The sequence below is a fragment of the Cobetia sp. 5-25-4-2 genome (assembly GCF_013374075.1).
Lineage (GTDB): Bacteria > Pseudomonadota > Gammaproteobacteria > Pseudomonadales > Halomonadaceae > Cobetia > Cobetia marina.
The window spans coordinates 634,596-660,992 of sequence record NZ_BLWK01000001.1; the positions used below are offsets into that span (position 1 = coordinate 634,596).

The window sequence follows — 26,397 nt, forward strand, 5'->3', positions numbered from 1 at the left end:
ACAGTAACGGTGAATCGTCATGCCTGCGGCAGCGTCTCGGGCAGGGCGTCATCCACCAGTTCGATCCAGTGACTTACCGGCGTGCGTCCGGCGCTCGAGAGATGCGTCTGACAGCCGATGTTGGCAGTGGCGATGCGCGCAGGCCCGTTGGCCTCCAGCGCCTCAAGCTTGCGGTCTCGCAGCTGGCGTGACAACTCCGGTTGCGTGATCGAGTAGGTGCCGGCGGAACCGCAGCACAGATGCCCCTCGGCGACCGGGGTCAGGGTGAAGCCCAGCGCGCGCAATATCTTCTCCACTTCACCGCCCAGACCCTGGGCATGTTGCAGGGTGCACGGGCAGTGGAAGGCCAGCGGCTGCGGGTCGGGGGAGGCGGCGGAAAGCGTCGGTCGGTCATCGCGGGCGATCTCCTCACCGAGCACCTCGACGATGTCACGCGCCAGGGCACTGACGCGCGCGGCGCGCTCAGCATAGTCCGGGTCATCGGCCAGCATCTCGCCATATTCCTTGACGAAGGCGCCGCAGCCACTGGCGGTCTGCACGATCGCCTCCGCTCCCGCCTCGATGGCCGGCCACCAGGCATCGATGTTGGCACGCATGCGCGCGCGCCCTGCCTGCTGGGCGTTGAGATGATAGTCGATGGCGCCGCAGCAGCCGGCCTCGCGGATCGGCGTGACGCCGATGCCGAAGCGCGCCAGCACGCGGGCGGTGGCGGCGTTGATGTTGGGAGCCAGGCCCGGTTGCACGCAGCCCTCCAGCATCAGCACCTGGCGCGAAAGCGCCTGATCAGAAGGCGTCGCGGTGACGGGGACGGCCGGGTGCTCAGCGTGACGGTCGTGCTCGCGGGCCAGCGGGATCTTGTCGGCCAGCGCGCCCGGCGCGAGCGGGCGGAAGCGCACCCCGAGTGCCAGCAAGGCCTTGAAGCGAGCAGGCTCGACCAGCGCATGGCGCAGCCCGGCGCGCAGCAGGCGCTCACGCCAGGGGCGTCCGACGCGGCGTTCCAGTTCCTGACGGCCGATATCCAGCAGGGTGTGATATTGCACGCCTGACGGGCAGGTGGTCTCGCAGCTGCGACAGCTCAGGCAGCGATCCAGATGCTGCTGGGTCTCGCGGGTGATCTGCGTTGCCTGCTCGCGAACTGCCTCGTCGGGACTTTCGGGATCGCTTTCCAGCAGCTGCTTGATCAGATAGATGCGTCCACGCGGTCCATCGCGCTCATCGCCCAGCAGCTGATAGGTCGGGCAGGTGGCATTGCAGAAGCCGCAATGTACACAGCTGCGCAGAACCTTGTCGGCTCGCTGGATGTGCGGCCTGGCAAGTGCGGCGTCACTGAAGTGGGTCTGCATTCAGGTGCGTCTCCCGTCATGAAGTGAATCACATCTCGGCATATAGACGACCGGGATTGAGGATGCCGTGAGGATCCAGCTGCTGCTTGAGCTGGAGGTGATAGCGGGCATTGATGGCGGCCAGTGGCATCAGTGGACTGTCCTCGGCAGCGACGGCTCCCGGGGTGTAGCAGATGGCATGGCCACCCAGCCGGCTGGCCAGCGAGCGAACCCTGTCAGCGGGGGCGTCGCTGTAAAGCCAGCGCTGGGCGCCCGCCCAGTCACACAGCAGGTCGGCGTCCTCAAGATGACCCAGCAGCTCGCTGACGGCGGCTTGCCATTCAACGTGATCCAGTGCCAGCGGCAAGGACAGTCGCCACAGGGCCTGATGTGGCGCACGCGCGGTGAAGAAGGGCAGGCGGTGCTCACGCAGCTCAGTCCAGTGCGCCGATGCCTGATCAGGCATCAACACCTCGCCACCCAATTGCTCGCGCCCGGCCTGGACCGAACGCTCGCCCCCTTCCAGGCGCAGGGTGAGGCGACCGTCATGCCAGCTGGTCGCGGTGACCGGCAGCGGCGTGCGCCCCCAGGCATCCAGGCGAGTCAGCGCCTCGGCGAGACTTAGCTCCAGGCACAGCGATTCGCTCGCCACCGGGCGCGGCATCACCTTGAGCGAGACTTCGCTGATCACGCCCAGCGTGCCCTGGGCACCGCACATCAGGCGCGAGAGGTCGTAGCCCGCTACGTTCTTCATCACTTCGCCGCCGAAGCGCAGCGCCTTGCCGTCGGCGCTGATGATGCGCGTGCCCAGCACCAGGTCGCGCAGGCTGCCGCTCCAGGGGCGGCGTGGGCCGCTGAGTCCAGAGGCGAGAGTGCCGCCGACGGTCGCTTCGGGGCCGAAGTGGGGCGGCTCGCAGCTCAGATGCTGGCCTTGTTCGGCGAGCACGGCCTCCAGCGTCGCCAGTTGTGTGCCGGCACGTACCGAGACCATCAGCTCCACGGGGTCATAGTGGGTGATGCCGTGGTGCGTGCGCATGTCCAGGACACCTTCGGCCTCGACATTACGCCCGAGAAAGGCCTTGCTGCCACTGCCGGCGATGCGCAGCGGGCGTCTCGCCTCATGGGCGGCGCGGACCTGCTCGCAAAGTGCCTCACTGGCATCGTGTTCCTGCGTGTGCTGGCTGGCGGCAGGTGTGGCGCACTCGGCATGGCTTGGCACCTGATCCTGGAGCGAATCATCTGGCTCTGGCATGGCATATCTCTATGAAGTGGCGATGAAGTGGCTATGAAGTGGCGATGAAGTGGCGAAAATCAGGTGGCAGAAGGTCTGGTGGCGGCAAATGTGCGAGCTGTCCAGAACCGAGAAAAACCGTCCAGACGCGCGCAAGCTGTCCAGAAATGCGGCAGCTGTCTAGAAACGCGGAAGCTCCGGATGCGGCAGCTGGTTGTGATGCACATGCATGGCACCGAATTCGGCACAGCGCGCCAGCGTCGGGATGTTCTTGCCGGGATTGAGCAGCCCGGTGGGGTCGAAGGCGGCCTTCACGGCATGGAAGACGCTGATCTCCTCGTGATTGAATTGCGCACACATCTGGTTGATCTTCTCGCGGCCCACGCCATGTTCACCGGTGATGCTGCCGCCGGCGGCCACGCAAAGTTCCAGAATCCTGCCGCCGACCTCCTCGGCCAGCTCAAGCTCCCCGGGCTTGTTGGCATCGAACAGGATCAGCGGGTGCATGTTGCCGTCACCGGCATGGAAGACATTGGCCACCGCGAGCCCCGATTGGCGCGAGAGTTCGGCGATACCGTTGAGCACGGCGGGCAGTTCGCGGCGCGGAATGGTGCCATCCATGCAGTAATAATCGGGCGACATGCGGCCCACGGCAGGGAAGGCATTCTTGCGTCCGGCCCAGAAGCGCGCGCGCTCGGCCTCATCACGGGCGAGCCGGATCTCGGTGGCACCGGCGCGTTCCAGCACCTCGCGAACCCGTGCGCAATCATCAACGACATCGGCCTCGGCACCATCCAGCTCGCAGAGCAGGATGGCAGCGGCCTCCACCGGATAGCCCGCGTGGATGAAATCTTCAGCGGCGCGGATGGCGAGGTTGTCCATCATCTCGAGCCCGCCGGGGATGATGCCGCAGGCGATGATGTCGCCCACCGCACGGCCGGCCTTGTCGATATCGGCGAAGCTTGCCATCAGCACCTTGGCCGTCTCGGGGCGGGGCAGCAGACGCACCGTGACTTCCGTGACCACGCCTAGCATGCCTTCGGAGCCTGTCATCAGCGCCAGCAGGTCCAGTCCGGGGGAGTCGAGGCTGTCGGCGCCGATCGTCATCGCCTCGCCCTCGATGGTCAGCACCTCGAGCTTGAGCAGGTTGTGCACGGTGAGGCCGTACTTGAGACAGTGCACACCGCCGGCATTCTCGGCCACGTTGCCGCCGATGGAGCAGGCGATCTGCGAGGAGGGGTCCGGCGCGTAGTAGAGCCCGTATGGGGCGGCAGCTTCTGAAATGGCCAGGTTGCGCACCCCGGGTTGCAGGCGCGCGGTACGCGCATCGGGGTCGATTTCGAGAATGCGCGCCATGCGCGACATCACCAGCAGCACGCCTTGTTCCAGCGGCAGGGCGCCGCCGGAAAGGCCAGTGCCAGCACCGCGCGTGACCACCGGTACCCCCAGCGAGTGGCATTCGCGCAGCAGGGCGGCGACCTGTTCGACATGCTCGGGCAGCGCGACCAGCATCGGCATGACGCGATAGGCCGCCAGTCCATCACATTCGAAGGGATGCAGATCCTCTTCGCGATGCAACAGGGTGAGGTCGGGCAACAGCGTGGTGAGGTGCGCCAGTACCCGGGACTTGTCGTGCTGGGGGAGAGGGCCATCCAGCGTCGGGTCATACAGGATATTCATGCCATGCCTCCAGGAGAGTCCGGTACTCGCGATGCCGTGTCAGGTGTCCATTGCGCCGGTGATGCATGCGGCGTGTCGGGTGTGCAGGTCACGACGCGCGGGTGTGTCTCCAATCTGGCAGTGAGGGCTGCGCCTTGTCCATGCGAAGCCACAGTGGTCTGACCAGACATTCGTCTAGTTCATGTCATCGGGTGTCGCTGGCGACAGGAGAGCTCGCTAGGGTAGAGAGCGTGGTCTGACCAGTGAGAAGGGCGGCAGTCTCCTTGCCGCATGTGGGCAGGCGAGCGGCAGACGAGAGACGAGTACCCCGGGAGAGGCCAGCCGGGCTGGCTCGGCCGGTTCATCAGGGGAGGGGCAGGGATGCAGGTATCAGAGAGAATGGCGTGCGGTGAGCAGCGTGCGCCGGAGCATGCGGCGGCGCGCCTCGAGCAGTTGATACTGGATGGTGTGCTCAAGCCGGGGCAGATGATTCCTTCGGAACGCAGGCTCTGTGAGCGACTGGGTATCTCACGCGCCTCGCTTCGCGAAGGGCTGAGGCTGTTGCGTGGCAAGGGCATCATCGAGACTCGCCACGGCAAGGGCTCCAGCGTCGCTCAGCTGTTGCCGAGCGGCGATATCAGTCCGTTGATGCACCTGTTTCGGGACCAGCCGCGCACCTTGTATGACCTGCTCGAGGTGCGCGCGCTGCTGGAGGGGCAGTCGGCGCGACTGGCCGCCCAGCGGGGCACGCCGGCGGATAGAGTACTGATCCGGCGTCATTACGAGGCAATGGCGGCCTGCGTGCGCGAGTATCCGCCGGACTTCCCGTCCTCAGCCCAGGGCGATGAGGTGCTGCCGGATGCCCAGCAGCTGGCGCGTCACGACCACGCCTTTCACCACGCCATCTGTGAGGCGTCCCACAATCCGGTGCTGGTGCATACGCTCAAGGGCATCAATGACCTGCTGCTCAGCTCGGTGTTCGCCTCGCTGCGCAATCTCTATCATCGGCCGATTCCCCGCGGCCAGATCAATGCTCAGCACACGGCCATCTATCGTGCGGTGATGGACCAGCAGCCGGACGCTGCCGAAAGCGCGGCGCTGGACCACCTGCACGGCATTCGCGACAGTCTGCGTGAGCTGGAAGCGGAAGATGAGCGGCTCATCCGCTCTGCCATGCGTCTGGAAGGCTTCGAGTAGCGCGCAGGGTTTGAGAGCTGGCCTTGAGAGCTGATCTTGAGAACAGGCTTCGAGGTCAGGCGTGTGGCTAGGCGTGTGGCCAGGCTGGCAAGCGGGGCGGACTCAAGGCAAAGTGGTCAGCTCATCATTCAGGACAACGTGCTGCCTTCATGTGGAAACTCTCTTCCGCGAGTGATTGGCTCGACCGCCTCAATCAATCCCGCCACGCCATGCTGTGGCTGTTCATCGCCTCGATGCTGGAAACCCTTTTGATCCCGATTCCCATCGAGGTCATCCTGATCCCGTGGATGCTGCGCCATCCCGAGCGCCGCTGGCGAGTGGCCGCGGTGGCATTGGCCGGCAACCTCACCGCGGCGCTGCTGGGGTTCTATCTCGGGGCCTATGCACTGGCGGCGTGGGGCGATGGGTTGATCAGCTTCTTCGGCGGCCAGCAGGCCTTCGAAGCCTTCCAGCAGCGCTTCAGCGAGCAGGGCTTCCTCGCCATCATGCTGATCGGCATCGTGCCGATTCCCTTTCAGAGCGCCATGCTGGTCGCCGGTGCCAGCGGGTATCCGGTCGGGCTGTTCCTGCTGGCGGCACTGGTCGGGCGCGGGGTGCGCTATTTCGGACTGGCGGCCCTGGTGGCACTGGTCGAGGATCAGGCGATGGCCCTCTGGCAACGCTATTCACGCCCACTGGGCGTGATCGGGCTGACCCTGACGGGCGTGTGGTTATGGCAGGCGTTCATCGCTTGATCTGCCGGCAGTCGCCAGCAACGCCTTGCCACGCTGATAGTCGGCCTGCCAGATCTCATCGGGCACCATGCTGCCGCCGGTGGCCCATATGACATGGGTGGTGTTGGCCTGCACTTCGCCGTCATCCAGCCCGACAGCCGCTCGCCAGGCGTGCCACTCGGGGGCGTCATTGCGCAGCACGCGGATGATGCCGGGCACCCCGGCCAGCGCCGACGGCTCAAGCTTGAGCCCTTCGCTGTCATGCGCCAGCGCCAGCCATTCGAGCATGCTGTCATCCGACAGGGTGTAGATGCCACTGAGCAGCGGTGCCATCACCTGTCCGACGAAGGCCGAGGCGCGCCCCACCGCCAGGCCATCGGCACAGGTGCGATTGTCCAGCCCGATATCCTCCACCGCGATGCCGTCATGCTTCCCGGTCAACATGCCCAGCAGCATGCAGGGGGAATTGACCGGCTCGGCGAAGAAGCAGTGCACGGCGTCACCGAAGACCTGCTTGAGGCCGTAGGCCACGCCGCCCGGGCCGCCGCCGACGCCACACGGCAGGTAGACGCACAGCGGATGGCGGGCATCCACGGCAATCCCCTGATCCTCGAGCTGCCGCGCGAGGCGGCTGGCTGCCGTGGCGTAGCCCATGAACAGATCCCGCGAGCTTTCATCATCGATGAAGTGGGCGTCTGGCTGCTGCGCCTCCCGGCGTCCAGCCTCGACCGCCTTGCTGTAATCGCCGCTGTGCTCCACGACCTCTGCGCCACGCGAGCGCAGCAGATCCTTCTTCCACTGCTTGGCATCCGCCGACATGTGGACGGTGACGCGAAAGCCGAGTCGGGCACTCATGATCCCGATGCTGAGTCCAAGGTTGCCGGTGGAGCCCACCAGTATCCGCTGGTTGGCCAGCAGTGCCTGAATCGCGGGGTGTTCGAAGGTGCGATAGTCGTCATCAAGACGCACAAGCCCTGCGTCAATGGCGAGACGCTCGGCATGCTTGAGCACCTCATGGATGCCACCACGTGCCTTGATGGACCCTGAGATCGGCAGTTGATGGTCACACTTGATCATCAGGCGGCCGGGGAGTGTCTGCCCGGAGGCATGGGAGGTATCAGGCGTGGCAAGGGACTCGCCCAGCGCCTGCTGCAAGCTGGGCGCTGCCACCAGCGGTGATTCGATGCGCCCTGACGCGGCGGCCGTCTCAGGAAAGGCCTCGGCAATCCAGGGCGCGAAACGTGCCAGGCGCGCCTCGGCAGCCTCGATATCCTGTTCGCCCACGCCACTTGCCTGCAATGCCGGCGAGGCCTGCGCTTGCGTGATGTCGAGTCGTTCGGGGTTCAGCCAGCTGATTTCCCGGCGAGCCCTCAGAGTGGCAATTTCCGGATGATGCAGGGTGAGGGCACTCAGATCATGGGGCGTGGCAGACATGCGATGTCCTTGTGATGGGGGGCTCGATTGCGCAGCAATGGGGAACAGGCCTCAGGCTAGCGCGTCCTTGCCCGACATGTCTCGTGATCACTCGGGCCTGCACATGATGCGAGCCGACTCATGCGTCTTCATCAGGCAACGCACGTAGCCCAGCTTTCACATCTGGTAAAGGTCTGTGACAAAAAAGGCCGATTTTTTTGGCCACCCTCGGGATAGAAATGCCAAAGCTGCAGTCATAGTTGGCAAGGACATGATGTTATCGCGATGTTATGTCTGGCTTTAACTGTTCTTATCCACCGCCATGCACTGCCTGGCGGTTTTTTTTGGTCACGAGGGCGTGGTCATCGAGTCAATACTACGGCGTCATTGCCCGAGAGAACGTCATGACTTGCGTTCGCAAGCGCTTTTCCGTCCTGGCGTGACGCTCCAGAGATCATGACCCGTACATGAATGGGTTAGCTGGCAGGTAATCATGTGAGGCAAGGCCTCGCACATCGGATGGTCAAAGAGACAAGAAAAAGCCCGCGCAGACAGGATGTCTGCGCGGGCTTTTTCATGGGCGCTGCATGCTTCTGCATGCTTCTTCATGCGGCGCCATGTCTGGCCAGCGTCGTCAGGCAATCACGCGCCGGATGTCAGTTCAGCAACCCGCCTGCATGGTGAGCAGGGCACTCAGGACATCACGACGTGTCACCACACCGATCAGGCGCCCCTGCTCCACCACCGGATAGACCTTGGGCTGATGACCATTCATGCGCTGTGCAAGGTCGGTGATGCTGTCATTGGGGCCGACACTCAGGACCTCGTGACGCATGAGGTCACCGACCTGTGCGTGTTGGCCGCAGTGATAGGCGCTGTCGAGCAGCTTGCCGAGGATGTCCTGCTCCGAGATGAAACCGACCAGGCGATCCAGGTCATCGACCACAGGCGCGCCCGGCAGACGGTGATGGGTCAGGCCGTGGGCGAATTCCAGGATGCTGGTGCGTGCCTTCACCCGATAACAGTCGCGGGACATGATGTCGCGAAGGGTCGAAGGGACCTTCAGTTGTGTGGCTTTCATGGGCAGGTCTCCTGCTTCGCCGCTGACGACGCCCGGGCAGGGAGTCGTTCGATGGATGTCGGCTACCCGCCAGGCGGTAGCCGACGGCATGTCGACGTCTCGTTCAGAGCATAGAGCATCCCATCGTGAGCTGCCCGACGCCGCTTGTCGCCTTGTCTCGGGGAGTCCGATCGCCAGTGGCCATCAGACTCCCCGAGCGTAGTGCGGCGAGATCAGTCGCCCGGGCCGCACTCCATGCAGCGTTCGACCACGGCCGGCCCCAGCTGCAGGTTGGCATTGAGATCCCGCAGCGCGGTGCGCAGACCTTCCTCGATCACCGGGTGATAGAAGGGCATTTCCAGCATCTGCTCGATGGTCATGCGCTGCTGATGGGACCAGGCCAGCAGGTGGGCGAGGTGCTCGGCACGGGGACCGAAGATCTCGGCACCCAGCAGCAGGCCAGTGCCTTGCTCGCCATAGACGCGCAGCATGCCCTTGTTCATGCGCATCACGCGGGAGCGGCCCTGGCCGGTGAAGTCGACTTCACCCACCGCGTAGCAGTCGCAGGCACCGTAGCGCTGTTCGATCTCGGCGGTGGAGAGGCCGATGGTCGCCATCTGCGGATCGCTGAAGACGACGGCGATGGTGCTCTTGCGGTGACCGGCACGCACCTCGGGGAAGCGACCGGCGTTGTCACCGGCGATACGGCCCTCGTCGGAGGCCTCGTGCAGCAGCGGCAGGTCGTTGTTGGCGTCGCCGGCGATGAAGACATGGCTCGGGGTGTCATCGCCCAGGCGAGTCTGCAGGGTGTGGCGATTGAAGATCGGCACGCCGCGCTCGTCCAGCTTCAGCCCGAGGGCGTCGATATTGAGACGATCGACATTCGGGCGACGACCGGTGGCCGCGAGCAGATAGTCGAAACGTTCGGTCAGGCGAGCTTCGCTGCCACGCTCGATGAAGGTGATCTCGACACCGGCACCGTTCTCGTCCTCGACACGTTCGATCTTCTCGACCTTGGCGTCCGGGTCCAGATAGAACTCCTCGTTGAAGACGCGATCGGCATTGGCACGCAGCTTCTCGTCACGCAGCGGGCCGATGGCGCCGCCGACGCCGAACATGCGGATGCGCACGCCGAGACGCGTGAGCGCCTGGCCCAGCTCCAGCCCGATGACGCCCGGGCCGAAGACGGCGACGGATTCCGGCAGGTCGTCCCACTCGAAGACGTTGTCATTGATGATCAGGCGATCACCGGCATTCTCGAAGAAGCCCGGGTAGCTGGGGCGTGAGCCGGTGGCGATCACGACACGCTCGAAGGTCACGCGGGTCTCGTTGTCGCCGATGATCAGGCTGTTGGCGGTCTCGAAGCGTGCATTGCCGCGCAGCTTGTCCTGCGGCGGGATGCCTTCCACGGACTCGACCACGAAACCGACGAAGCGGTCGCGCTCCCGCTTGACGCGATCCATCACGGCGCGGCCATCCACCTTGACCTCGCCTTCGATATTGATGCCGAACGGTGCGGTATCACGGGCGTGATGCGCGGCTTCCGCCGCACTGATCAAGAGCTTGGAGGGCATGCAGCCGACACGGGCACAGGTGGTGCCGTAGGGGCCGCCCTCGATCATGACCACGGAATCGGTGTGGGCCTTGGCGGCGCGATAGGCGCCGAGTCCTGCACTGCCTGCGCCGATGATGGCGACTTCAACCTGGCGTTCGTTCACGTCGTACTCCTCAAGGTGCGCCAGCGGCGCACCTGACTGAATGGGGTCTCAGGCGCGGGGTGACCCGCGCATGATGAAACGAGATGGCGATGGGGTTACGTCAGCGTGAAGCGCTCAGGCGCTGGTCAGGCTGCCGAAGTAGCGGGCGACTTCATCGCTGCCGCCGACGTGCTCACCGTCGATCCAGACCTGAGGCACGGTGGCCTGGCCGGTCATGGCGCGCAGGGTGCGAGAGGTCACGCCACGGGTGCCGACTTCGATGACTTCGTAGCTGATGCGGGCTTCATCAAGCATCTGCTTGGCACGTGCGCAGTACGGGCAGCCCGGCTTGCTGAACAGGGTGGCGAAGCTGGGACGGCCGGCTTCCGGGTCCAGATAATCCAGCATGGTGTCGGCGTCGGAGACTTCAAAGGGGTCGCCCGGTTTCTGCGGCTCGATGAACTGCTTCTCGACCACGCCGTTGCGCACCAGCATGGAGTAGCGCCAGCTGCGCTTGCCGAAGCCGATATCGCTCTTGTCGACCAGCATGCCCATGCCCTGTGCGAAGTCACCGTTGCCATCGGCGATCAGGCTCAGGTTCTCGGCTTCCTGATGCTCGCCCCAGGATTCCATGACGAAGGCGTCGTTGACCGACAGGCAGACGATCTCGTCGATCCCGACCGCATAGAAACGATCGGCCAGTTCGTTGTAACGCGGCAGGTGGGTGGAAGAGCAGGTCGGGGTGAAGGCACCCGGCAGGGCGAAGACCACCACGTTGCGACCCGAGAAGATCTCCTCGCTGGTGCGCTCGACCAGACGGCCGTCGCGGCGAATCTTGAAGCTGACGTTGGGGACTTGCTGGCCTTCGTGTGACTCGAGTTGCATGAAATTGGCTCCGATCTCGACAAGAGAATGCTGAATGGGTTGGCAGGCGATGAAGACTTCGAAAAGGAAAGCAGGACCTCGAAGAATCAGTGCCTTGCGAAACTGGAGCCAGTCTATGCAGATGCCGGGGTCGGGTGAATTTGATTGCATCAAGCGATGCGATAGCTTTTCTTGATGACGTGAGCCTGGACGACTGAACGTTTGCGGAGTTTTTTGTTCGAAAGCGGTGTGCAGGCTTGATATTGCTCGGTGTCAGCCGCAGGTAGTGGGTAAGTCACAGCATCGTCAGGTTTCGCGCCTGACAAGCGAGGCAGCAGATGAACGCAAGAGAGTACATGGCAAAGCACGGCCTGGATGGCGACAAGGACAAGGAAGAGGACAAGCCTCAGAGTCTGGAAGAACACGCCTGGGCACGTGCACGTGAGTCGGGCAGTCACCGCCCCCGCAGTGGCACGCCACATGACTGGGAGGACTGGGAGCGCTATCACGAGCAACTGGCAGCGGAGTCCGAGTCGCTTGCACAGAAGGTCAATCGTGACTCCCGGGTCAAGTCGCAGGACTCGACAGATGAGGACGAACCGCCACGGAAGCCATGAGTGCGTCATTCGTGTGTCACGCTGCAGGTAGACGTTGGACGAGAGGATCAGGTCACCCAATTCCACCCGCAAGGAGCAAACTATGGATATCATTCGCATCATTCTGGCCATCATCCTTCCGCCGCTGGGCGTACTGATGCAGGTGGGGGTCGCCAACAAGCATTTCTGGATCAACATCATCCTGACCTGTTTCGGCTTCCTGCCGGGGATCATCCACGCCGTGTGGGTCATCACCAAGTTCTGACCCGGTCCGGGCGACCCGGTCCGGGTCCCGTGTGGCGGGTTCGCATCCCGTGAGGCATTGCGAACTTGACCGGCTGATTCGACCGGCTGACATGATCGGTGCCGCCACCTGGCCTGGAAAGTTGAAAGATCTGAGGCCCCGTCTGACATTCGTGCAGGCGGGGCTTTCTAGTGGGCGCTCGCCGGGCAAGGCCCTTGCCCCGTGAGTCCCGCGAGAGAGGTTCGCGGCGGGAAGCAACGTGCTCATAGTCCAATGTTCAGACTTTCGCATAGCCTGCTTTCAACGCTATTCAGCGGGAGTGCCGCTTGTCGCCTTTGGTCTGCCACCGTAGGGTCAAATGGGAGTGAGAGCAGTGATCACGGGGCGGGTGAAGCCCGGTCGATCGCGGGCTTCGCGATAACAACAACATGATGGATACCACGCATGGTCATGACTGCAGAGCCCGACGCGCCGCAGGAGACCAGCTCCTGCTTCGCGATCTTCAATGATGTGCAAAAGAGCTATGACGGCGAAACGCTGGTGGTCAAGGGCTTCAATCTTGAAGTTCGGCGCGGCGAGTTCGTCACCCTGCTGGGGCCGTCCGGTTCCGGCAAGACCACCTGCCTGATGATGATGGCGGGTTTCGAAACGCCGACTCATGGCGACATCCTTCTCGACGGTACCCCCATCAACGACTTGCCACCGCACAAGCGCGGCATCGGCATGGTCTTCCAGAATTACGCCCTGTTTCCGCACATGAGCGTGGCCGAGAACCTGGCATTTCCGCTGGAAGTGCGCGGCATGAGCAAGGAAGAGATTTCCACCAAGGTGGCCAATGCACTGGACATGGTGCGGCTCGGCGAATTCGGGGATCGCCGCCCGGGGCAACTCTCCGGCGGACAGCAACAGCGGGTCGCCCTGGCGCGCGCGCTGGTCTTCGAGCCGGAACTGGTGCTGATGGATGAGCCGCTGGGGGCGCTTGACAAGAATCTGCGTGAAGAGATGCAGTTCGAGATCAAGCGCATCCACCAGCGTCTCGGCGTCACCATGCTCTACGTGACCCATGATCAGACGGAAGCGCTGACCATGTCGGACCGCATCGCGGTCTTCAATGATGGCATCGTCCAGCAGCTGGCGACCCCCGAGGCGCTATATGAAGCGCCGGAGAATGCCTTCGTCGCCTATTTCATCGGCGAGAACAACCGCCTCAACGGGCAGGTCACACAGCTGGTAGCACAAGACGCGCATTGCACCGTGACCCTCGACAGTGGCGAGCAGGTGCGGGCACTCAAGGTCGCCGTCAATGAGATTGGCGAGCGTACCCAGCTGTCGCTCCGCCCGGAGCGGGTGCGTCTGCTGTCCAGCGAAGAGGCAGGTGTTTCATCCCCTCCCGACAATGTCTTTACCGCCGAGGTGCTTGAGGTGATCTATCTTGGAGATCATCTGCGCACGCGAGTGGCGGTATGTGGCAGTGACGAATTCATCATCAAGACACCCAATGCCGAAGGCTATCCACCCTTGCGGCCCGGACAGACATTGCAGGTCGGGTGGGATGCCTGCGATTGCCGAGCACTGGATGCCTGACGACAGCACAGGAGACGAACGCAGGCCTTACCCGAGAGAGCAACAGCACGATTCGCGACAAGAGTGCAGTACAACAACAAGAATTCAGGGAGATTCACCCATGTCAGTGATCAATCGATTCATCTCTTCACGTCGCATCGCCCAGGTGTCGCGTTCCTGCGCAGGGGCCAGCATGCCACTGCGTGCCGCTCTGGTCGTGGCGGTCGCCACGGCAAGCCTTGGCGCCACCGCAGCTCAGGCCGAGACACTCAATATCGTCTCGTGGGGCGGGGCGTACAGTGAAAGCCAGCTCAAGGCCTATCACGAGCCATGGGAAGAGAAGAGCGGCGATACCGTCGTCAATATCGACAAGTCGTCCAATGCGCTCTCGGGGCTGCGTGCCCAGGTACAGGCAGGCAACGTCACCTGGGATCTGGTCGACATGTTGCCCAGCGACGCGCTGATCGCCTGCTCCGAAGGGCTGATCGAGCCGCTGGACCCGGACACCCTGTTCGCGGCAGCGCCGGATGGAACACCGGCCAGTGAGGATTTCATCGAAGGCTCGCTCAGTGAGTGCTTCGTGCCGCAGATCGTCTATTCCAACATCGTGGCCTTCAATACCGAGATGTTCCCCGAGGACAAGCAGCCGGATTCCATCGATGATGTCTTCAATCTCGAGGAGTTCCCCGGCAAGCGTGCGTTGCAGAAGAAGCCGATCAACAACATGGAATGGGCACTGGTCGCTGATGGTGTGGCACCGGAAGAGGTCTACGACATGCTGGAGACCGATGAAGGCATCGAGCGTGCCTTCGCCAAGCTCGATACCATCAAGGACAGCGTCATCTGGTGGGAGGAGGGTGCCCAGCCGCCGCAGCTGCTGGCGGACAAGGAAGTGGCCTTCGCCTCTGCTTACAACGGCCGTATCTTCAATGCCGAGGTCAACGAGAAGCAGCCCTTCGCCATCGTCTGGGATGCTCAGGTGTTCGAGCTGGACGGCTGGGTCGTCCCGACCGGCAAGCTCGACAAGGTCAAGGATTACCTGATGTTTGCCACCGACACCCAGCGTCTGGCGGATCAGGCCAAGTACATCTCCTACGGCCCGGCACGTACCTCGTCTGCGGCGCTGGTCTCGACCCACGCCGATACGGGCATCGACATGAAGCCGCACATGCCGACCTACGGCCCCAACTTCGAGACCGCCATTCCCAAGGATGACGAGTTCTGGGCCGACAACCTCGATGAGCTGAGCCAGCGCTTCAACGCCTGGCTGGCACGCTGATTCCGCACTGACCCGATGGCCCCGGTGGCGTACGACCGCGCGCCGGGGCCTTTTTGATCATGCCTGATCGCCCGGCAGTTCGTGCTCGTCCCCGCCTTCACGTGCGGGAAGCGGCTGACGGCTCAGGCATCCTCGGATAGCCGATCAAGGAGTGCAGGATGAGCGATTCCTCCGCCCCGGCCACGTCCGGAAGCGCAGAACATGACCCCAATGGAGCCCCCGGCGCGGCACTGACCACCGCCGACGGCGTGCCCCTGAAACAGAGTCTCAATCGTGCCATCCGCCGCAGCCGTCTCAAGGCGTTGCTGCTGGTGGCACCGCTGTTGATCTTCATCGGGCTGGCCTTCGTCATGCCCATCTTCGACATGCTGTCGCGCAGTGTCGACAACCCGGAAGTCTCCACCTATCTGCCGCGCACCAGTCAGGCGCTGGTTGACTGGGACGGCGAGGGATTGCCGGATGAGGCTACCTACGCCGCGCTGGCAGATGACCTTGCCGCGGGCCTCAAGGCGCGCAATCTCGGGCGTGTCGCCTCACGTCTCAACTATGAAATGTCGGGCATGCGCTCACTGTTCATGAAGAGTGCACGCAAGGCCGCTCGCATGGAGGCCCCTTACAAGGCGGCATTGATCGAGGCCGATGAGGACTGGCAGGACCCGGACATCTGGCGCTTGATCAAGCGCGAGTCCACGCCTTACACGGCTTCCTACTATCTGGCGGCGGTGGATCGTCAGTTCTCTCCCACTGGCGAGATCGTCGAGAAGCCGGAATATCTGCAGATCCATGTCTCGCTGTTCATCCGGACCTTCTGGATGAGCGCCGCGATCACCGGGCTATGTCTGTTGCTGGCCTATCCGGTGGCCTGGCTGCTGGCGACCCTGCCTGCCGGGCGCGGCAATCTGCTGATGATTCTGGTGTTGCTGCCGTTCTGGACTTCGCTTCTGGTACGCACCACGACATGGATCGCGATCCTGCAGCAGCAGGGGGTGCTCAACGACATGCTGGTGGGCGTCGGGATACTCGCCGAGGAGGCGCGCATCCAGATGATCTACAACAAGACCGGCACCATCATCGCGATGACCCATATCCTGCTGCCCTTCATGATCCTGCCGCTGTACTCGGTGATGAAGACCATTCCGCCCAGCTACATGCACGCGGCGCGCTCGCTGGGTGCCGGGCCGATCACCGCCTTCCGACGCGTCTACTTCCCGCAGACCCTGCCGGGTATCGGAGCAGGCTCGATTCTGGTCTTCATCCTCTCCATCGGCTACTACATCACGCCGGCACTGGTGGGCGGGCAGTCGGGCCGCTTCATCACCAACTTCATCGCCTATCACATGCAGACCTCGCTCAACTGGGGACTGGCAGCGGCCATTGGCTCGATCCTGCTGGTCGTGGTGATCCTCTTCTATCTCGTCTACAACCGCCTGATCGGTGTCGACAAGGTCAAACTGGGGTGACAGATGGCCATACCTTCCTATGCAACACGTGGTGAGCGGATCTGGCATTGGGTGTTCTGCGCACTCTGTGCGCTGATCTTCCTGTTCCTGATCGGGCCGATCCTGGTGATCATTCCGCTCTCGTTCAATGCCGAACCCTACTTCACCTTCTCGGAGAAGATGCTGTCGCTGGACCCGGAGGGTTACTCGCTGCGCTGGTATCAGGAGTTCTTCACGTCGGATGAGTGGATGCGCTCGATCAAGAACAGCATCTTCGTCGCGGTGTGTGCCACGGTGCTGGCCACGGTACTGGGCACGCTTGCCGCGCTTGGGCTTTCGAGTCGCTTCATGCCGTTTCGCAACACCATCATGGCGATCCTGATCTCGCCGATGATCGTGCCATTGATCATCAGTGCCGCGGCGATGTTCTTCTTCTTCTCGAAGCTGGGGCTGACGCAGACCTATCTGGGCGTGATTCTGGCGCACACCGCGCTTGGCATTCCCTTCGTGGTGATCACGGTGACGGCGACGCTGTCCGGATTCGATCACTCTCTGACGCGTGCGGCGCACTCGCTGGGGGCAAGTCCGAGTCGCACCTTCTTCCGCATCATCCTGCCGCTGGTGACGCCGGGCGTGGTGTCCGGTGCGCTGTTCGCCTTCATCACCTCGTTCGATGAAGTCGTGGTGGTGCTGTTCATCGCCGGGCCGGCGCAGACCACCATCCCGATCCAGATGTGGTCCGGTATCCGCGAGGAGATCAGTCCGACGATTCTGGCGGTGGCCACGCTCCTGGTGCTGGTCTCGATCCTGCTGCTGACGACACTGGAGCTGATTCGCCGTCGCAATGAGCGCCTGCGCGGCCTGACGCCGAGCTGACTCCCTGTCCTTGAGTGCTGAGTGTAAGGTGCTTGGTAGCGGTAATAAATGTGAGTCGTGTGAAACGCCCGTGCCCCCGCAGAGTCTGTCTGCGGGGGCACGGGCGTTTCAGGGCCGGGGCTTGAGGAGAAGCCTGCTGCGTCAGGCCGCGCCGAGTCGCTTGTAGAGCGTGGTGCGACTGATGCCCAGCTCCCGAGCGAGACGCGAGACGTTGCCGCCCAGCGCGTCCAGCGCGCTCTGCAGTTCCTCGGCACTGGAGAGATCATGCAGCGAGGGCAGGGGAGGCTTCTCGGGCGGCAGCATGGCGCAATGTTGTGCATGCGATGCGCTGCTGAATTCGCCCGACAGCATCACGTGGCACGCTTCAAGAGACGGTCCATCGCACAGCGCCAGCGCCAGACGCAGCACATTGTCCAGTTCGCGCACGTTGCCGGGCCAGTCATGCCGGGTGAGGCGATCGAGGAAGGCGGGCGTGATGCGCGGCAGCTCACGTTGCTGCTCTCGACACAGCCGTGTCAGCAGGGCATGGCTCAATCCAGCCATGTCCTGGCGTTCGCGCAGTGGCGGCAGGGCGATGCTGGCGCCACACAGGCGGTAGTAGAGGTCCGCCCGGAAGTGACCTGCCTTGACCAGCTCGCAGAGAGGCTGATGGGTGGCGGCCACCAGTTCGAAATCGACCCGCTGCGGCTTGCCGCCGCCCAGCGGGGTGACTTCACGCTCCTGCAGCACGCGCAGCAGACGCGCTTGGACATGCAGTGGCATATCGCCGATCTCATCCAGAAACAGGCGTCCGCCATTGGCCTCGATCAGTCGGCCCTCGCGCCCCGCAGGGTCGGCACCGGTGAAGGCGCCGCGCCGATACCCGAACAGCTCAGCCTCGACCAGCTCATCGGGCAATGCCGCGCAATTGATGGCGACCAGTGGCTGATGGGCGCGATGACTGGCCTGATGCAGCGCCTTGACCACCTCTTCCTTGCCGACACCTGTCTCGCCCTGCAGCAGCAGTGGCAGGCGAGCGTTCACCAGCCGTGCCAGCAGCTCGCAGACTCGGGCCCAGCCGGCATCGCCATGATGCAGGCGCGCAAGGCTCGGATGGCAGGCAGCGGCCTGAGTGGCCAGCGGGCCAGTTCGCTCATCGGTGGGGTGAGTGGCTGGAGCGCGTGCCTGAATGCGTGGCCTGGGCAGGACACCGCACAAGGCGTAGCCCGTGAAATGCGGGTGTTGCGTGAGCGTCAGGCACTCCGCGTCGTCAAGCTGGGCTAGCGGTGCCCAGTCCAGCTGCCAGCGAGCCAGGGGCTGGCCCAGCAACAGATGGAGGTCATCGCGCGTGGCGCAGCTGTCGTTGTCCGCCGGGTGTTCCGCGCAATCTGGCGATGGCGGGAGCTCAAGGTGCGCTGCCAGAAGTTGCAGTCCTCTGCGACTGGCGGCCGCGACCTGGCCCTGCGGCGTGATGGCCAGCAGGGCGGCGCTGGGCGAGTCCAGCTGAGAACGGTTGAGATGCAGGCGCAACAGATGATGATCATGCCCGAGCGCCTCGCCCAGACGGCGTTGTTCGATGTCATCCGCCAGTACGCCGAGCATGCCGAGACTGTACTGGCGGACGCGATAGGGATCACAGATCAGTCCCAGGCAGCCCTCGCAGGCACCGGGGGTCAGCCCGCGGCGGCTGCTCCAGCTGGCGGGCGCCAGCAGGGCGGCACTGGCACTGGCCAGCCCCTTGAGGCATTCGGCGTCATGCGCGTCGAGCGCGATGCGTGCCAGGCGATTGGCGCGCGGCGCATTCAGCGTCTCGGCGATGGCGTTATGCCCCAGCGATTCCTCGCGCCAGCGCGCGCCGGGGCGCAGCAGGGTGGCGTCATTGCCCAGCAGCTGTTGATGGCCGTAGCTTGCCAGCACCACGCCGTCGCGGTCGGTCAGTACCAGACACGCCTGCCAGTGATCGAGCAGGTTAAGGGTATGACCGGCCACCGCTGACGCCACCGTCGCCATCAGGCTGGCGGCCTGACGCTGACGCCAGACGAGCTCTTCCGGCGGACACACCAGTGAGGAATGCTGAAGTGCCACGGGAGCAACGGCGGGATGGGGCGTGGAGTGAGCTGGGGTGGCGGCGGTGTGGTTATCGACGTGGTTATCGACGTGGTTATCGACGTGGCTGGCGGAATGATGGCGTGCTGTCATGAGACATCCCTTGTGCGGCGGGCCTTTCAGGCCTCTGTTGTTATTGATGCTGTTATCGGTCTGGGGGAGTGTTCACGGCAATGTTCACTTGTGCGTGGCGAGTGTTCAGTTCCGAGGACTCCAGTGTTCAGACACTGTTCATCAGAGTAGCGGGAGACGGGGTGGTTGACGGGCTAGACCATGGTCTGCCCCTGCCTTGGTCGCATCTGGCAAGTGACTGAATGATCAACGAAAGAGGGCGATCTGGCGGTATCCGAGGGCTGGCAGAGGGTGTCGGTGGGCACGGGGTTGCGCGCGGCTGGCACAGGGTTCGCTAGATGAGAGTCACCAGGTGGGTATGAACACTCGGCAGTGGTTGGCCGTGTCCCTGCCCCGATGACTTTCACCAGACGAGACAGCGCCATGTCCTTGAGCCTTGAGGCGGTCACCCGCCGGGTTGGCCGCGAGACCCATATCGACAGGGTGGACCTGACCTTCGAGCCCGGCTCCTTCAATGTGCTGCTGGGACGCACCTTGTCCGGCAAGACCTCACTGATGCGCCTGATGGCAGGCCTCGATGTGCCCAGTGATGGGCGAATCGTGATGAACGGCGAGGACGTGACCGGCCGCCCGGTGCGCGAGCGCAACATCTCGATGGTCTATCAGCAGTTCATCAACTACCCGAGTCTGAGCGTCTACGACAACATCGCCTCGCCGCTGAAGCTGGCGCGCATGGCGCCGGAGGAAATCCGTCGCCGCGTGCACGAGATCGCCGAGATGCTGCATATCGAGCAGTTCCTCGCGCGTCAGCCGGCGGAGCTCTCCGGCGGTCAGCAGCAGCGTACGGCCATGGCGCGGGCGCTGGTCAAGGATGCTGACCTGGTGCTGTTCGATGAGCCGCTGGTCAATCTTGATTACAAGCTACGCGAAGAGCTGCGCCACGAGATGCGCAGCCTGTTCGCGACCCGCAACACCATCGCCGTCTACGCCACCACCGAACCCGGTGAGGCGCTGGCGCTCGGTGGCACCACCACCCTGATGCATGAAGGGCGGGTGTTGCAGTCCGGGCCTACCGAGGCCGTCTACCATCATCCGGTGAGTGTCGAGGCGGCGAAGCTCTACTCCGAGCCGCAGATCAATCTGTTCGAGGCCGAGGTGCGTGGGCGTGAACTGGCGTTCTCCGGTGCCGCCAGTGCCGGCGAGCAGGGCAGCCGGTTCGTGCTGCCCACACCACTGGTGGGGCTCGAGAGCGGGGCCTATCGCTTCGGTATCCGTCCCAGTCATCTGGGGTTGGCGCCGCTGGCCGACGATGATCTCGAGTTCGCCGTCACGGTGGATATCGCCGAGATCTCCGGCTCCGAAACCTTCCTGCATGTCAGCAATGACGATCACTCCCTGGTGCTGCACCTGTCCGGTATCCACGACTTCGCCGTGGATGATGCCATCCGGGTCTATGCCCCCGCGCACAAGTTGTTCGTCTTCGCGGATGACAAGGGCCGCGCTGGCGGCGACGGGGCACTGATCCGCTCGCCCGAGCGACCCACCACGACTGGCGGAGGGCTGGCCTGATGGCGGAAATACACCTCAATGATCTGGCGCACAGCTACCTGGCGGCGCCTGCGGCTGACAGTGACTACGCCATCCGGCGCATGAACCATGTCTGGCAGCAGGGCGGTGCCTATGCGCTGCTCGGCCCGTCGGGCTGTGGCAAGAGCACGCTGCTCAACATCATCTCCGGGCTGCTGGCCCCCTCCGAGGGCGAGGTGCGCTTCGATGATCGCGTGGTCAATCGGCTGCCGCCGGAAGAGCGCAACATCGCTCAGGTGTTCCAGTTCCCGGTGGTCTACGACACCATGACGGTCTTCGACAATCTGGCCTTCCCACTGCGCAATCAGCGCCAGCCGGAGCACAAGGTGCAGTCTCGGGTACGTGAGATCGCCCAGGTGCTGGAGCTGGAAGACCTGCTGACGCGGCGTGCCAGCAACCTGACGGCTGACGAGAAGCAGAAGGTCTCGATGGGCCGCGGGCTGGTCCGCGATGACGTGGCCGCCATCCTGTTCGATGAACCGCTGACGGTCATCGACCCCCACCTCAAGTGGAAGCTGCGGCGCAAGCTCAAGCAGATCCATGAGCAGTTCAACATCACCATGGTCTACGTCACCCATGATCAGCTGGAGGCCTCGACCTTCGCCGACAAGATCGCGGTGATGTATGAAGGCCGCATCGTGCAGTTCGGTACCCCGCGCGAGCTGTTCGAGGACCCCGCTCACACCTTCGTGGGCTACTTCATCGGCTCGCCGGGCATGAATCTGGCCAGCATCACGTTGGAATCAGAGGGCGTGCGGCTCGGGACGGGGGAGGACGCGCCCTTGCTGCACCTTCCACGGGCGCTGCTGGCGACGCTTGAGGAGCGCAAGGGCGAACTGAAACTGGGCATCCGGCCGGAATTCGTCGAGCTCGAGGCCAGCGACAGCTCACCCGCTGCGGCGGTTTCCGACACCCGCGAGCATTGGCTCAGTGGTCAGGTCACGCTGGTGCAGGATCTTGGCACCTACAAGGTAGTGGATCTCGACATCGGCGGTGGCTGCATCTTCAAGGCACGTATCGAGGAAGATGCGCCTATCCCTGTCGGGGGTGTGCGGCTGCGGCTACCGGCCCGCTGGCAGCGCTTCTATCTCGATGAGCATCTGCTGGATCTGTCACAGGCCGGCGCGCCCGACAGCGGCGAGGCGGACAGCTTTGCCAGAGGGGAAAGTGGAGAGCAGCCGGGAGGAAACGCCTGATGCAACGCACACACAACAATCGCGCCTGGTGGCTGGTGCTGCCGGTGGTCATCGTGGTGGCGTTCTCGGCCATCATCCCGATGATGACGGTGGTCAACTACTCGGTGCAGGACATCTTCGATCCCTCCACACGCTTCTTCGTGGGGACCGAATGGTATCGCGAGATCCTGCGCGACGAGCGCCTGCACGACTCGCTGGTTCGCCAGTTCGTCTATTCCTTCGCGGTTCTCGCCATCGAGATTCCGCTGGGGATCGCCGTGGCGCTCTCGATGCCGCGCAAGGGCTTCATGGTCTCGCTGTGCATGATCCTGCTGGCCCTGCCGCTGCTGATTCCCTGGAACGTGGTCGGCACCATCTGGCAGATCATCGGGCGTGAGGATATCGGGCTCTATGGCTGGGCGCTGGGACAACTGGGCATCGATTACAACTACGCCTCCAACCCGGCCGATGCCTGGGTGACGGTGCTGGTGATGGATGTCTGGCACTGGACGTCGCTGGTGGCACTGCTGTGCTACTCGGGGCTACGCGCCATTCCCGATGTCTACTATCAGGCTGCGCGCATCGACCGTGCCTCACCTTGGGCCGTGTTCCGCTACATCCAGCTGCCCAAGCTCAAGAGCGTGCTGCTGATCGGCATCATGCTGCGCTTCATGGACAGCTTCATGATCTACACCGAGCCCTTCGTCCTCACCGGTGGCGGGCCGGGTACCACCACGACCTTCCTGTCCCAGACCTTGACCCAGATGGCGATCGGCCAGTTCGATCTCGGACGCGCCGCTGCCTTCTCGCTGATCTACTTCCTCATCATCCTGCTGGTCTCGTGGCTGTTCTATACCGCCATGACCCACCAGGACAGTGACGACGCCTGAGGAGACGAGTGATGAAAACACGCAAGCGTCTGGTAATGACGATCTACCTGCTGTTCCTGCTGGTGCCGATTTACTGGCTGTTGATCATGTCGTTCAAGTCGAATCAGGAGATTCTCGGCGGCCTGACCCTGTGGCCCGAGAACTTCACCTTCGACAACTATCGGGTGATCTTCACTGACCCCAGCTGGTACATGGGCTATGTGAACTCGATGAGCTATGTGGTGCTCAACATGGCCATCTCGCTGACGGTGGCACTGCCGGCGGCCTATGCCTTCTCGCGCTATCGCTTCCTGGGTGACAAGCATCTGTTCTTCTGGCTCTTGACCAATCGAATGGCACCGCCGGCGGTCTTCCTGCTGCCGTTCTTCCAGCTCTACTCCTCGGTGGGACTGTTCGATACTCCGCTGGCGGTGGCACTCGCGCACTGTCTGTTCAACGTGCCGCTGGCGGTCTGGATTCTGGAAGGCTTCATGTCCGGCGTGCCCAAGGAGATCGATGAGACGGCGTATATCGATGGCTACAGTTTTCCGCGCTTCTTCCTGACGCTGTTCATTCCGATGATTCGCCCGGGCATCGGGGTGACCGCCTTCTTCTGCTTCATGTTCTCGTGGGTGGAGCTGTTGCTGGCGCGAACCCTGACCTCGACGGAGGCGAAGCCGATCGCGGCGGTAATGACGCGAACTGTCTCGGCCTCGGGCATCGACTGGGGCGTGCTGGCCGCCGCCGGCGCCCTGACGCTGATTCCCGGCATTCTGGTGATCTACTTCGTGCGCAATCACGTCGCCAAGGGCTTCGCCCTGGGTCGGGTGTGAGCGGCGGCCAGACGAGCGCCGCTGTCATTGCCGCCAGCGAGTCGCTGCTGACGGCCTACAAGAGGACATGATGATGGAATGGATGGCCTGGACACTGCCCACGTCACTCTTCTTTGCCGGTATCGGCACCCTGCTGCTGGGCATGACCGCCTGGCAGTTCGTGACCCCGACGCTGAGTCGTCAGGGCTTTCTGCCCATCGCGACCACGCGGGGCGACAGACTGTTCATCGGCCTGCTCTCCAGCGGCTGGCTGCATCTGCTGTGGCTGGGCTTCACTGATCAGGTGCTGTGGATGATCAGCATCGTCTGTGTCGTCTGGATGCTGGTGTTGATGAAGTGGGGATGAGGTGAGGGTGAAGTGAGGGGGGATGTGGGGATGAGAAGAAACGAGAAGTGAAGAAACGAGAGGTGAAGTGAGATGTGGGAATGGGGTGTGAGCGTTGACGACGGGCAGCGTCGCCTTGTGGCAACAGGGAACCCGAGGTGCTGACAGGAGTCCCAAGCGGTTCTGACTGGCCAAGCCAGTGTCATCTGTCATCGCTCTGGAACCCTGCTGCATGTCGTCTACCGAATCCTCGCGTCATTCGTCTACCACTGACTCTGTTTCTTCCGGCAGGAAAAGCCGTCGTGTCATTCGTGCCGGGCTGACAGGACTGGGCCTCGTCTGTGTCGTTGCCATCGGCTGGTGGGTCACGACTCCCGTGTCGGTGGAGGATCAGCAGGGCGGAGCTGGCGAGGGCCATTCTTCAGAGGGCCATACTGCAAGTGGCGGGCAGCAGGACAAAGGGCAACCCCCCTTGTGGCAGGCGTATCAGCGAGTGTGGCAGGCCAATCAGGCGCTGCCGGCAGACAAGCGCGAGCCGCTGCCCTTGCCGGACTTCTCGCAAGCTGGCTATCACCAGGGAGGAGAACTCCCGGCGGCGTTGGCGACGGGAGCCAATGCACAAGAGGCGCGGAAGCGGGAATCAGAGTCTCGCAGCGTCAGGCGCTTCGATGTCACGGATTATGGCGCTGATGGCACGGACGACGTGAGTGACCGAGATGCGGTACTGCGCGCCCATGCCGCGATGCGTCGTTGGCAGCAGCAGGGCGAGCATGATGCGGACAGTCCTCAGCGCCATGGGGTGCTCTATTTCCCTGCCGGTGACTATGTATTGTTCGGCCCCGCGGAGCGCGACTGGTTCTATGCACGGATGATCGCGCTCAAGGCGGCAGTCCCGGATGAGGCGCGCCAGCAGACGCTGCGCGAGGCATTGCTCAAGATGCAGGGGCTGAGCCTGGCCGGCAGTCATTGGACACTGGCGGGAGACGGAAGCGACAGGACCCGTCTCAAGCAGACCCGACCGATGCTGCCGTTGCACGCCAGCTGGTACTGGAGCACGCCCTGGTTGCTGCATCTTGGCAATCTGGAGGAAGGCAGGACGCTGGCCGAGGGCGGGAGTCAGGAAGCCTGGCAGCCGATCGCCGCGACGGCTCGCGTGCAGCCTGCCGATACGCAGGACACGGTGACACTGGCGGGCGTGGCACAGGCGTCATCGCTCAAGGCGGGGGATGAGGTATTGCTGGAGAGCATCGACAAGCGCCCGCAAGCGGTAGCGCGTGCTCTGGCACCCTATCAGATGGAAAAGGAGGCCAGAACCGGCAAGTCGCGCTGGCTGATCGAGCGGGATGGGGTGGTCAAGCGCGCTCGCTACCGTGTGCTGGCACGAGAAGGCAATCGGCTGACGCTGTCGTTGCCCGTGGTGCACGAGCGCTTCCCCGGTGAGCAGTGGCGTATCGCGCGCATCCATCCGGCGCATGAGGTCGGGGTCGAAGGCATCACGCTCAAGGGCAACTGGCGAGGGCGCTTCAAGCATCATCGCAGCGCCGAGGACGACAGCGGCTTCGGCCTGCTGGATCTCGATGGCATCACCGATGGCTGGGTGCGTGATGTCCGGCTCGACAGTTTCAATCAGGGAGTGAAGGTGCGCCACAGCTCCCAGGTGACGCTCGAGGACGTGAGGATGACCGGCAAGCCGGGGCATATCGCGATGACGATCAGTGACAGCAATCAGGTGCTGGCAAGGCAGGTGGTCGACCAAAGTCATGCCTGGCATGCGCCCGGCGTGGCCCGCTACGCGACCCATAACGTCTACCTTGAACTGGAGCATGGCGGTGACAGTGGGATCGAACTGCATGGTCAGCAGCCGCGGGACAATCTCTTCGACCGCAAGCGAGGCGGCCATGTACGCGACCGCTGGGGCGCCAGTGTCGGCCATCAGCCCAATCATCTGCGCGGGCTGGTGCTGTGGAATCCGGTCAATACCGGCAAGCCGCACGATGCCTGGCCCTTCATGCGCGCCGACTCACACTTCGGCAAGGTGATCATGCCGACGGTAGTGGGCGCCACCGGCCGCGCGCTGGGCATCGCCAGTCGCCATGATTACGAGCGGGTGATGAACGCCAAGGGCGTGACGGACTACCCGCAGCTTGAGGCGCTGGACAAGTTGCAGGCGCGAGTGGAATCCCCCGGCGAGGCCGTTGAGCCAGCTTCGCTCTATCGTGCTCAACGCGCGCTGCTTCGCGAGACGCACCCGTGACCCGGAAAGCTTGAATCCGTCGGGCATCTGGCAGACGGACTGAC

General features: G+C 63.5%; 22 protein-coding genes. 14 read left to right on the plus strand and 8 right to left on the minus strand.

The genetic code is table 11. The features are described from left to right. Positions 1 to 17 precede the first annotated feature (17 nt). The 3 genes from glcF to glcD all read right to left on the minus strand — a co-directional run bounded on the left by glcF (position 18) and on the right by glcD (position 4,233). The gene (glcF, locus tag HXS65_RS02790; RefSeq protein WP_176493034.1) at positions 18 to 1,343 is read right to left on the minus strand and encodes a glycolate oxidase subunit GlcF; all 1,326 of its coding nucleotides are present in this window, start codon (positions 1,341 to 1,343) and stop codon (positions 18 to 20) included. 28 nt (positions 1,344 to 1,371) lie between these two features. Beyond that, positions 1,372 to 2,574, minus strand: a complete 1,203-nt coding sequence (glcE, locus tag HXS65_RS02795; RefSeq protein ID WP_176493035.1) for a glycolate oxidase subunit GlcE — start codon at positions 2,572 to 2,574, stop codon at positions 1,372 to 1,374. A gap of 159 nt (positions 2,575 to 2,733) precedes the next feature. Further along, positions 2,734 to 4,233 carry a glycolate oxidase subunit GlcD gene (glcD, locus tag HXS65_RS02800; RefSeq protein WP_176493036.1) on the minus strand — a complete coding sequence of 500 codons (1,500 nt, stop codon included), beginning with the start codon at positions 4,231 to 4,233 and terminating at the stop codon, positions 2,734 to 2,736. A gap of 360 nt (positions 4,234 to 4,593) precedes the next feature. On the opposite strand from glcD, the gene glcC reads away from it, so the two are divergent. Together glcC and HXS65_RS02810 are read left to right on the plus strand one after the other, a co-directional pair. Then, a complete protein-coding gene (glcC, locus tag HXS65_RS02805) occupies positions 4,594 to 5,409 on the plus strand; it encodes a transcriptional regulator GlcC (RefSeq protein ID WP_218015034.1) in 816 nt (271 codons plus the stop codon). A 149-nt stretch (positions 5,410 to 5,558) separates the two neighbouring features. After that, positions 5,559 to 6,143: a YqaA family protein gene (locus HXS65_RS02810; RefSeq protein ID WP_084209012.1), complete on the plus strand. Its 585-nt coding sequence runs from the start codon at positions 5,559 to 5,561 to the stop codon at positions 6,141 to 6,143. On the opposite strand, the gene HXS65_RS02815 is transcribed toward HXS65_RS02810, so the two are convergent. From HXS65_RS02815 to HXS65_RS02830, 4 genes are all read right to left on the minus strand, one after another. After that, a complete protein-coding gene (locus tag HXS65_RS02815) occupies positions 6,120 to 7,556 on the minus strand; it encodes a D-serine ammonia-lyase (protein WP_176493037.1) in 1,437 nt (478 codons plus the stop codon). The genes HXS65_RS02810 and HXS65_RS02815 overlap by 24 nt on opposite strands. A 640-nt stretch (positions 7,557 to 8,196) precedes the next feature. Further along, a complete protein-coding gene (locus HXS65_RS02820) occupies positions 8,197 to 8,616 on the minus strand; it encodes a CBS domain-containing protein (protein WP_084209010.1) in 420 nt (139 codons plus the stop codon). 212 nt (positions 8,617 to 8,828) lie between these two features. Then, entirely contained in the window at positions 8,829 to 10,313 is a 1,485-nt protein-coding gene (locus HXS65_RS02825) for a dihydrolipoyl dehydrogenase (protein ID WP_176493038.1), read from the minus strand. 114 nt (positions 10,314 to 10,427) lie between these two features. Further along, on the minus strand, positions 10,428 to 11,177 hold the full coding sequence (locus HXS65_RS02830) for a glutathione peroxidase (RefSeq protein ID WP_077372697.1): 750 nt from the start codon (positions 11,175 to 11,177) through the stop codon (positions 10,428 to 10,430). Between the two features lie 335 nt (positions 11,178 to 11,512). Between HXS65_RS02830 and HXS65_RS02835 the strand changes: the two genes are divergently transcribed. The 6 genes from HXS65_RS02835 to HXS65_RS02860 all read left to right on the plus strand — a co-directional run bounded on the left by HXS65_RS02835 (position 11,513) and on the right by HXS65_RS02860 (position 17,153). Beyond that, positions 11,513 to 11,773, plus strand: a complete 261-nt coding sequence (locus tag HXS65_RS02835; protein WP_240499559.1) for a hypothetical protein — start codon at positions 11,513 to 11,515, stop codon at positions 11,771 to 11,773. Between the two features lie 82 nt (positions 11,774 to 11,855). Further along, entirely contained in the window at positions 11,856 to 12,017 is a 162-nt protein-coding gene (locus tag HXS65_RS02840; RefSeq protein WP_043334518.1) for a YqaE/Pmp3 family membrane protein, read from the plus strand. 423 nt (positions 12,018 to 12,440) lie between these two features. After that, on the plus strand, positions 12,441 to 13,580 hold the full coding sequence (locus HXS65_RS02845) for an ABC transporter ATP-binding protein (RefSeq protein WP_308483170.1): 1,140 nt from the start codon (positions 12,441 to 12,443) through the stop codon (positions 13,578 to 13,580). Between the two features lie 100 nt (positions 13,581 to 13,680). After that, entirely contained in the window at positions 13,681 to 14,838 is a 1,158-nt protein-coding gene (locus HXS65_RS02850) for an extracellular solute-binding protein (protein ID WP_240499558.1), read from the plus strand. Between the two features lie 158 nt (positions 14,839 to 14,996). After that, complete coding sequence (locus tag HXS65_RS02855) at positions 14,997 to 16,298, plus strand: ABC transporter permease (protein WP_084209009.1); 1,302 nt, start codon at positions 14,997 to 14,999, stop codon at positions 16,296 to 16,298. Positions 16,299 to 16,301: 3 nt separating this feature from the next. After that, complete coding sequence (locus HXS65_RS02860) at positions 16,302 to 17,153, plus strand: ABC transporter permease (protein WP_077372706.1); 852 nt, start codon at positions 16,302 to 16,304, stop codon at positions 17,151 to 17,153. A 141-nt stretch (positions 17,154 to 17,294) separates the two neighbouring features. Here the strand turns inward: HXS65_RS02860 and HXS65_RS02865 are convergent, their stop codons facing one another. Continuing rightward, entirely contained in the window at positions 17,295 to 19,331 is a 2,037-nt protein-coding gene (locus tag HXS65_RS02865) for a sigma-54-dependent Fis family transcriptional regulator (protein WP_176493039.1), read from the minus strand. 402 nt (positions 19,332 to 19,733) lie between these two features. On the opposite strand from HXS65_RS02865, the gene HXS65_RS02870 reads away from it, so the two are divergent. The 6 genes from HXS65_RS02870 (at position 19,734) to HXS65_RS02895 (ending at position 26,353) form a co-directional block, all read left to right on the plus strand. Beyond that, positions 19,734 to 20,879: an ABC transporter ATP-binding protein gene (locus HXS65_RS02870; protein WP_176493040.1), complete on the plus strand. Its 1,146-nt coding sequence runs from the start codon at positions 19,734 to 19,736 to the stop codon at positions 20,877 to 20,879. Then, positions 20,879 to 22,093, plus strand: a complete 1,215-nt coding sequence (locus HXS65_RS02875; protein WP_136938132.1) for an ABC transporter ATP-binding protein — start codon at positions 20,879 to 20,881, stop codon at positions 22,091 to 22,093. Before HXS65_RS02870 ends, HXS65_RS02875 begins: the two co-directional genes overlap by 1 nt. Further along, a complete protein-coding gene (locus tag HXS65_RS02880; RefSeq protein WP_077372715.1) occupies positions 22,093 to 22,962 on the plus strand; it encodes a carbohydrate ABC transporter permease in 870 nt (289 codons plus the stop codon). Before HXS65_RS02875 ends, HXS65_RS02880 begins: the two co-directional genes overlap by 1 nt. 11 nt (positions 22,963 to 22,973) lie before the next feature. Then, positions 22,974 to 23,774, plus strand: a complete 801-nt coding sequence (locus HXS65_RS02885) for a carbohydrate ABC transporter permease (protein ID WP_077372718.1) — start codon at positions 22,974 to 22,976, stop codon at positions 23,772 to 23,774. 73 nt (positions 23,775 to 23,847) lie between these two features. Then, positions 23,848 to 24,120, plus strand: coding sequence for a DUF2160 domain-containing protein (locus HXS65_RS02890; RefSeq protein ID WP_043334560.1), 273 nt, complete (start codon positions 23,848 to 23,850; stop codon positions 24,118 to 24,120). 211 nt (positions 24,121 to 24,331) lie between these two features. Then, positions 24,332 to 26,353 (plus strand): DUF4955 domain-containing protein, encoded by a 2,022-nt coding sequence (locus tag HXS65_RS02895; protein ID WP_176493041.1) that lies wholly within the window; start codon positions 24,332 to 24,334, stop codon positions 26,351 to 26,353. Positions 26,354 to 26,397: the final 44 nt, after the last annotated feature.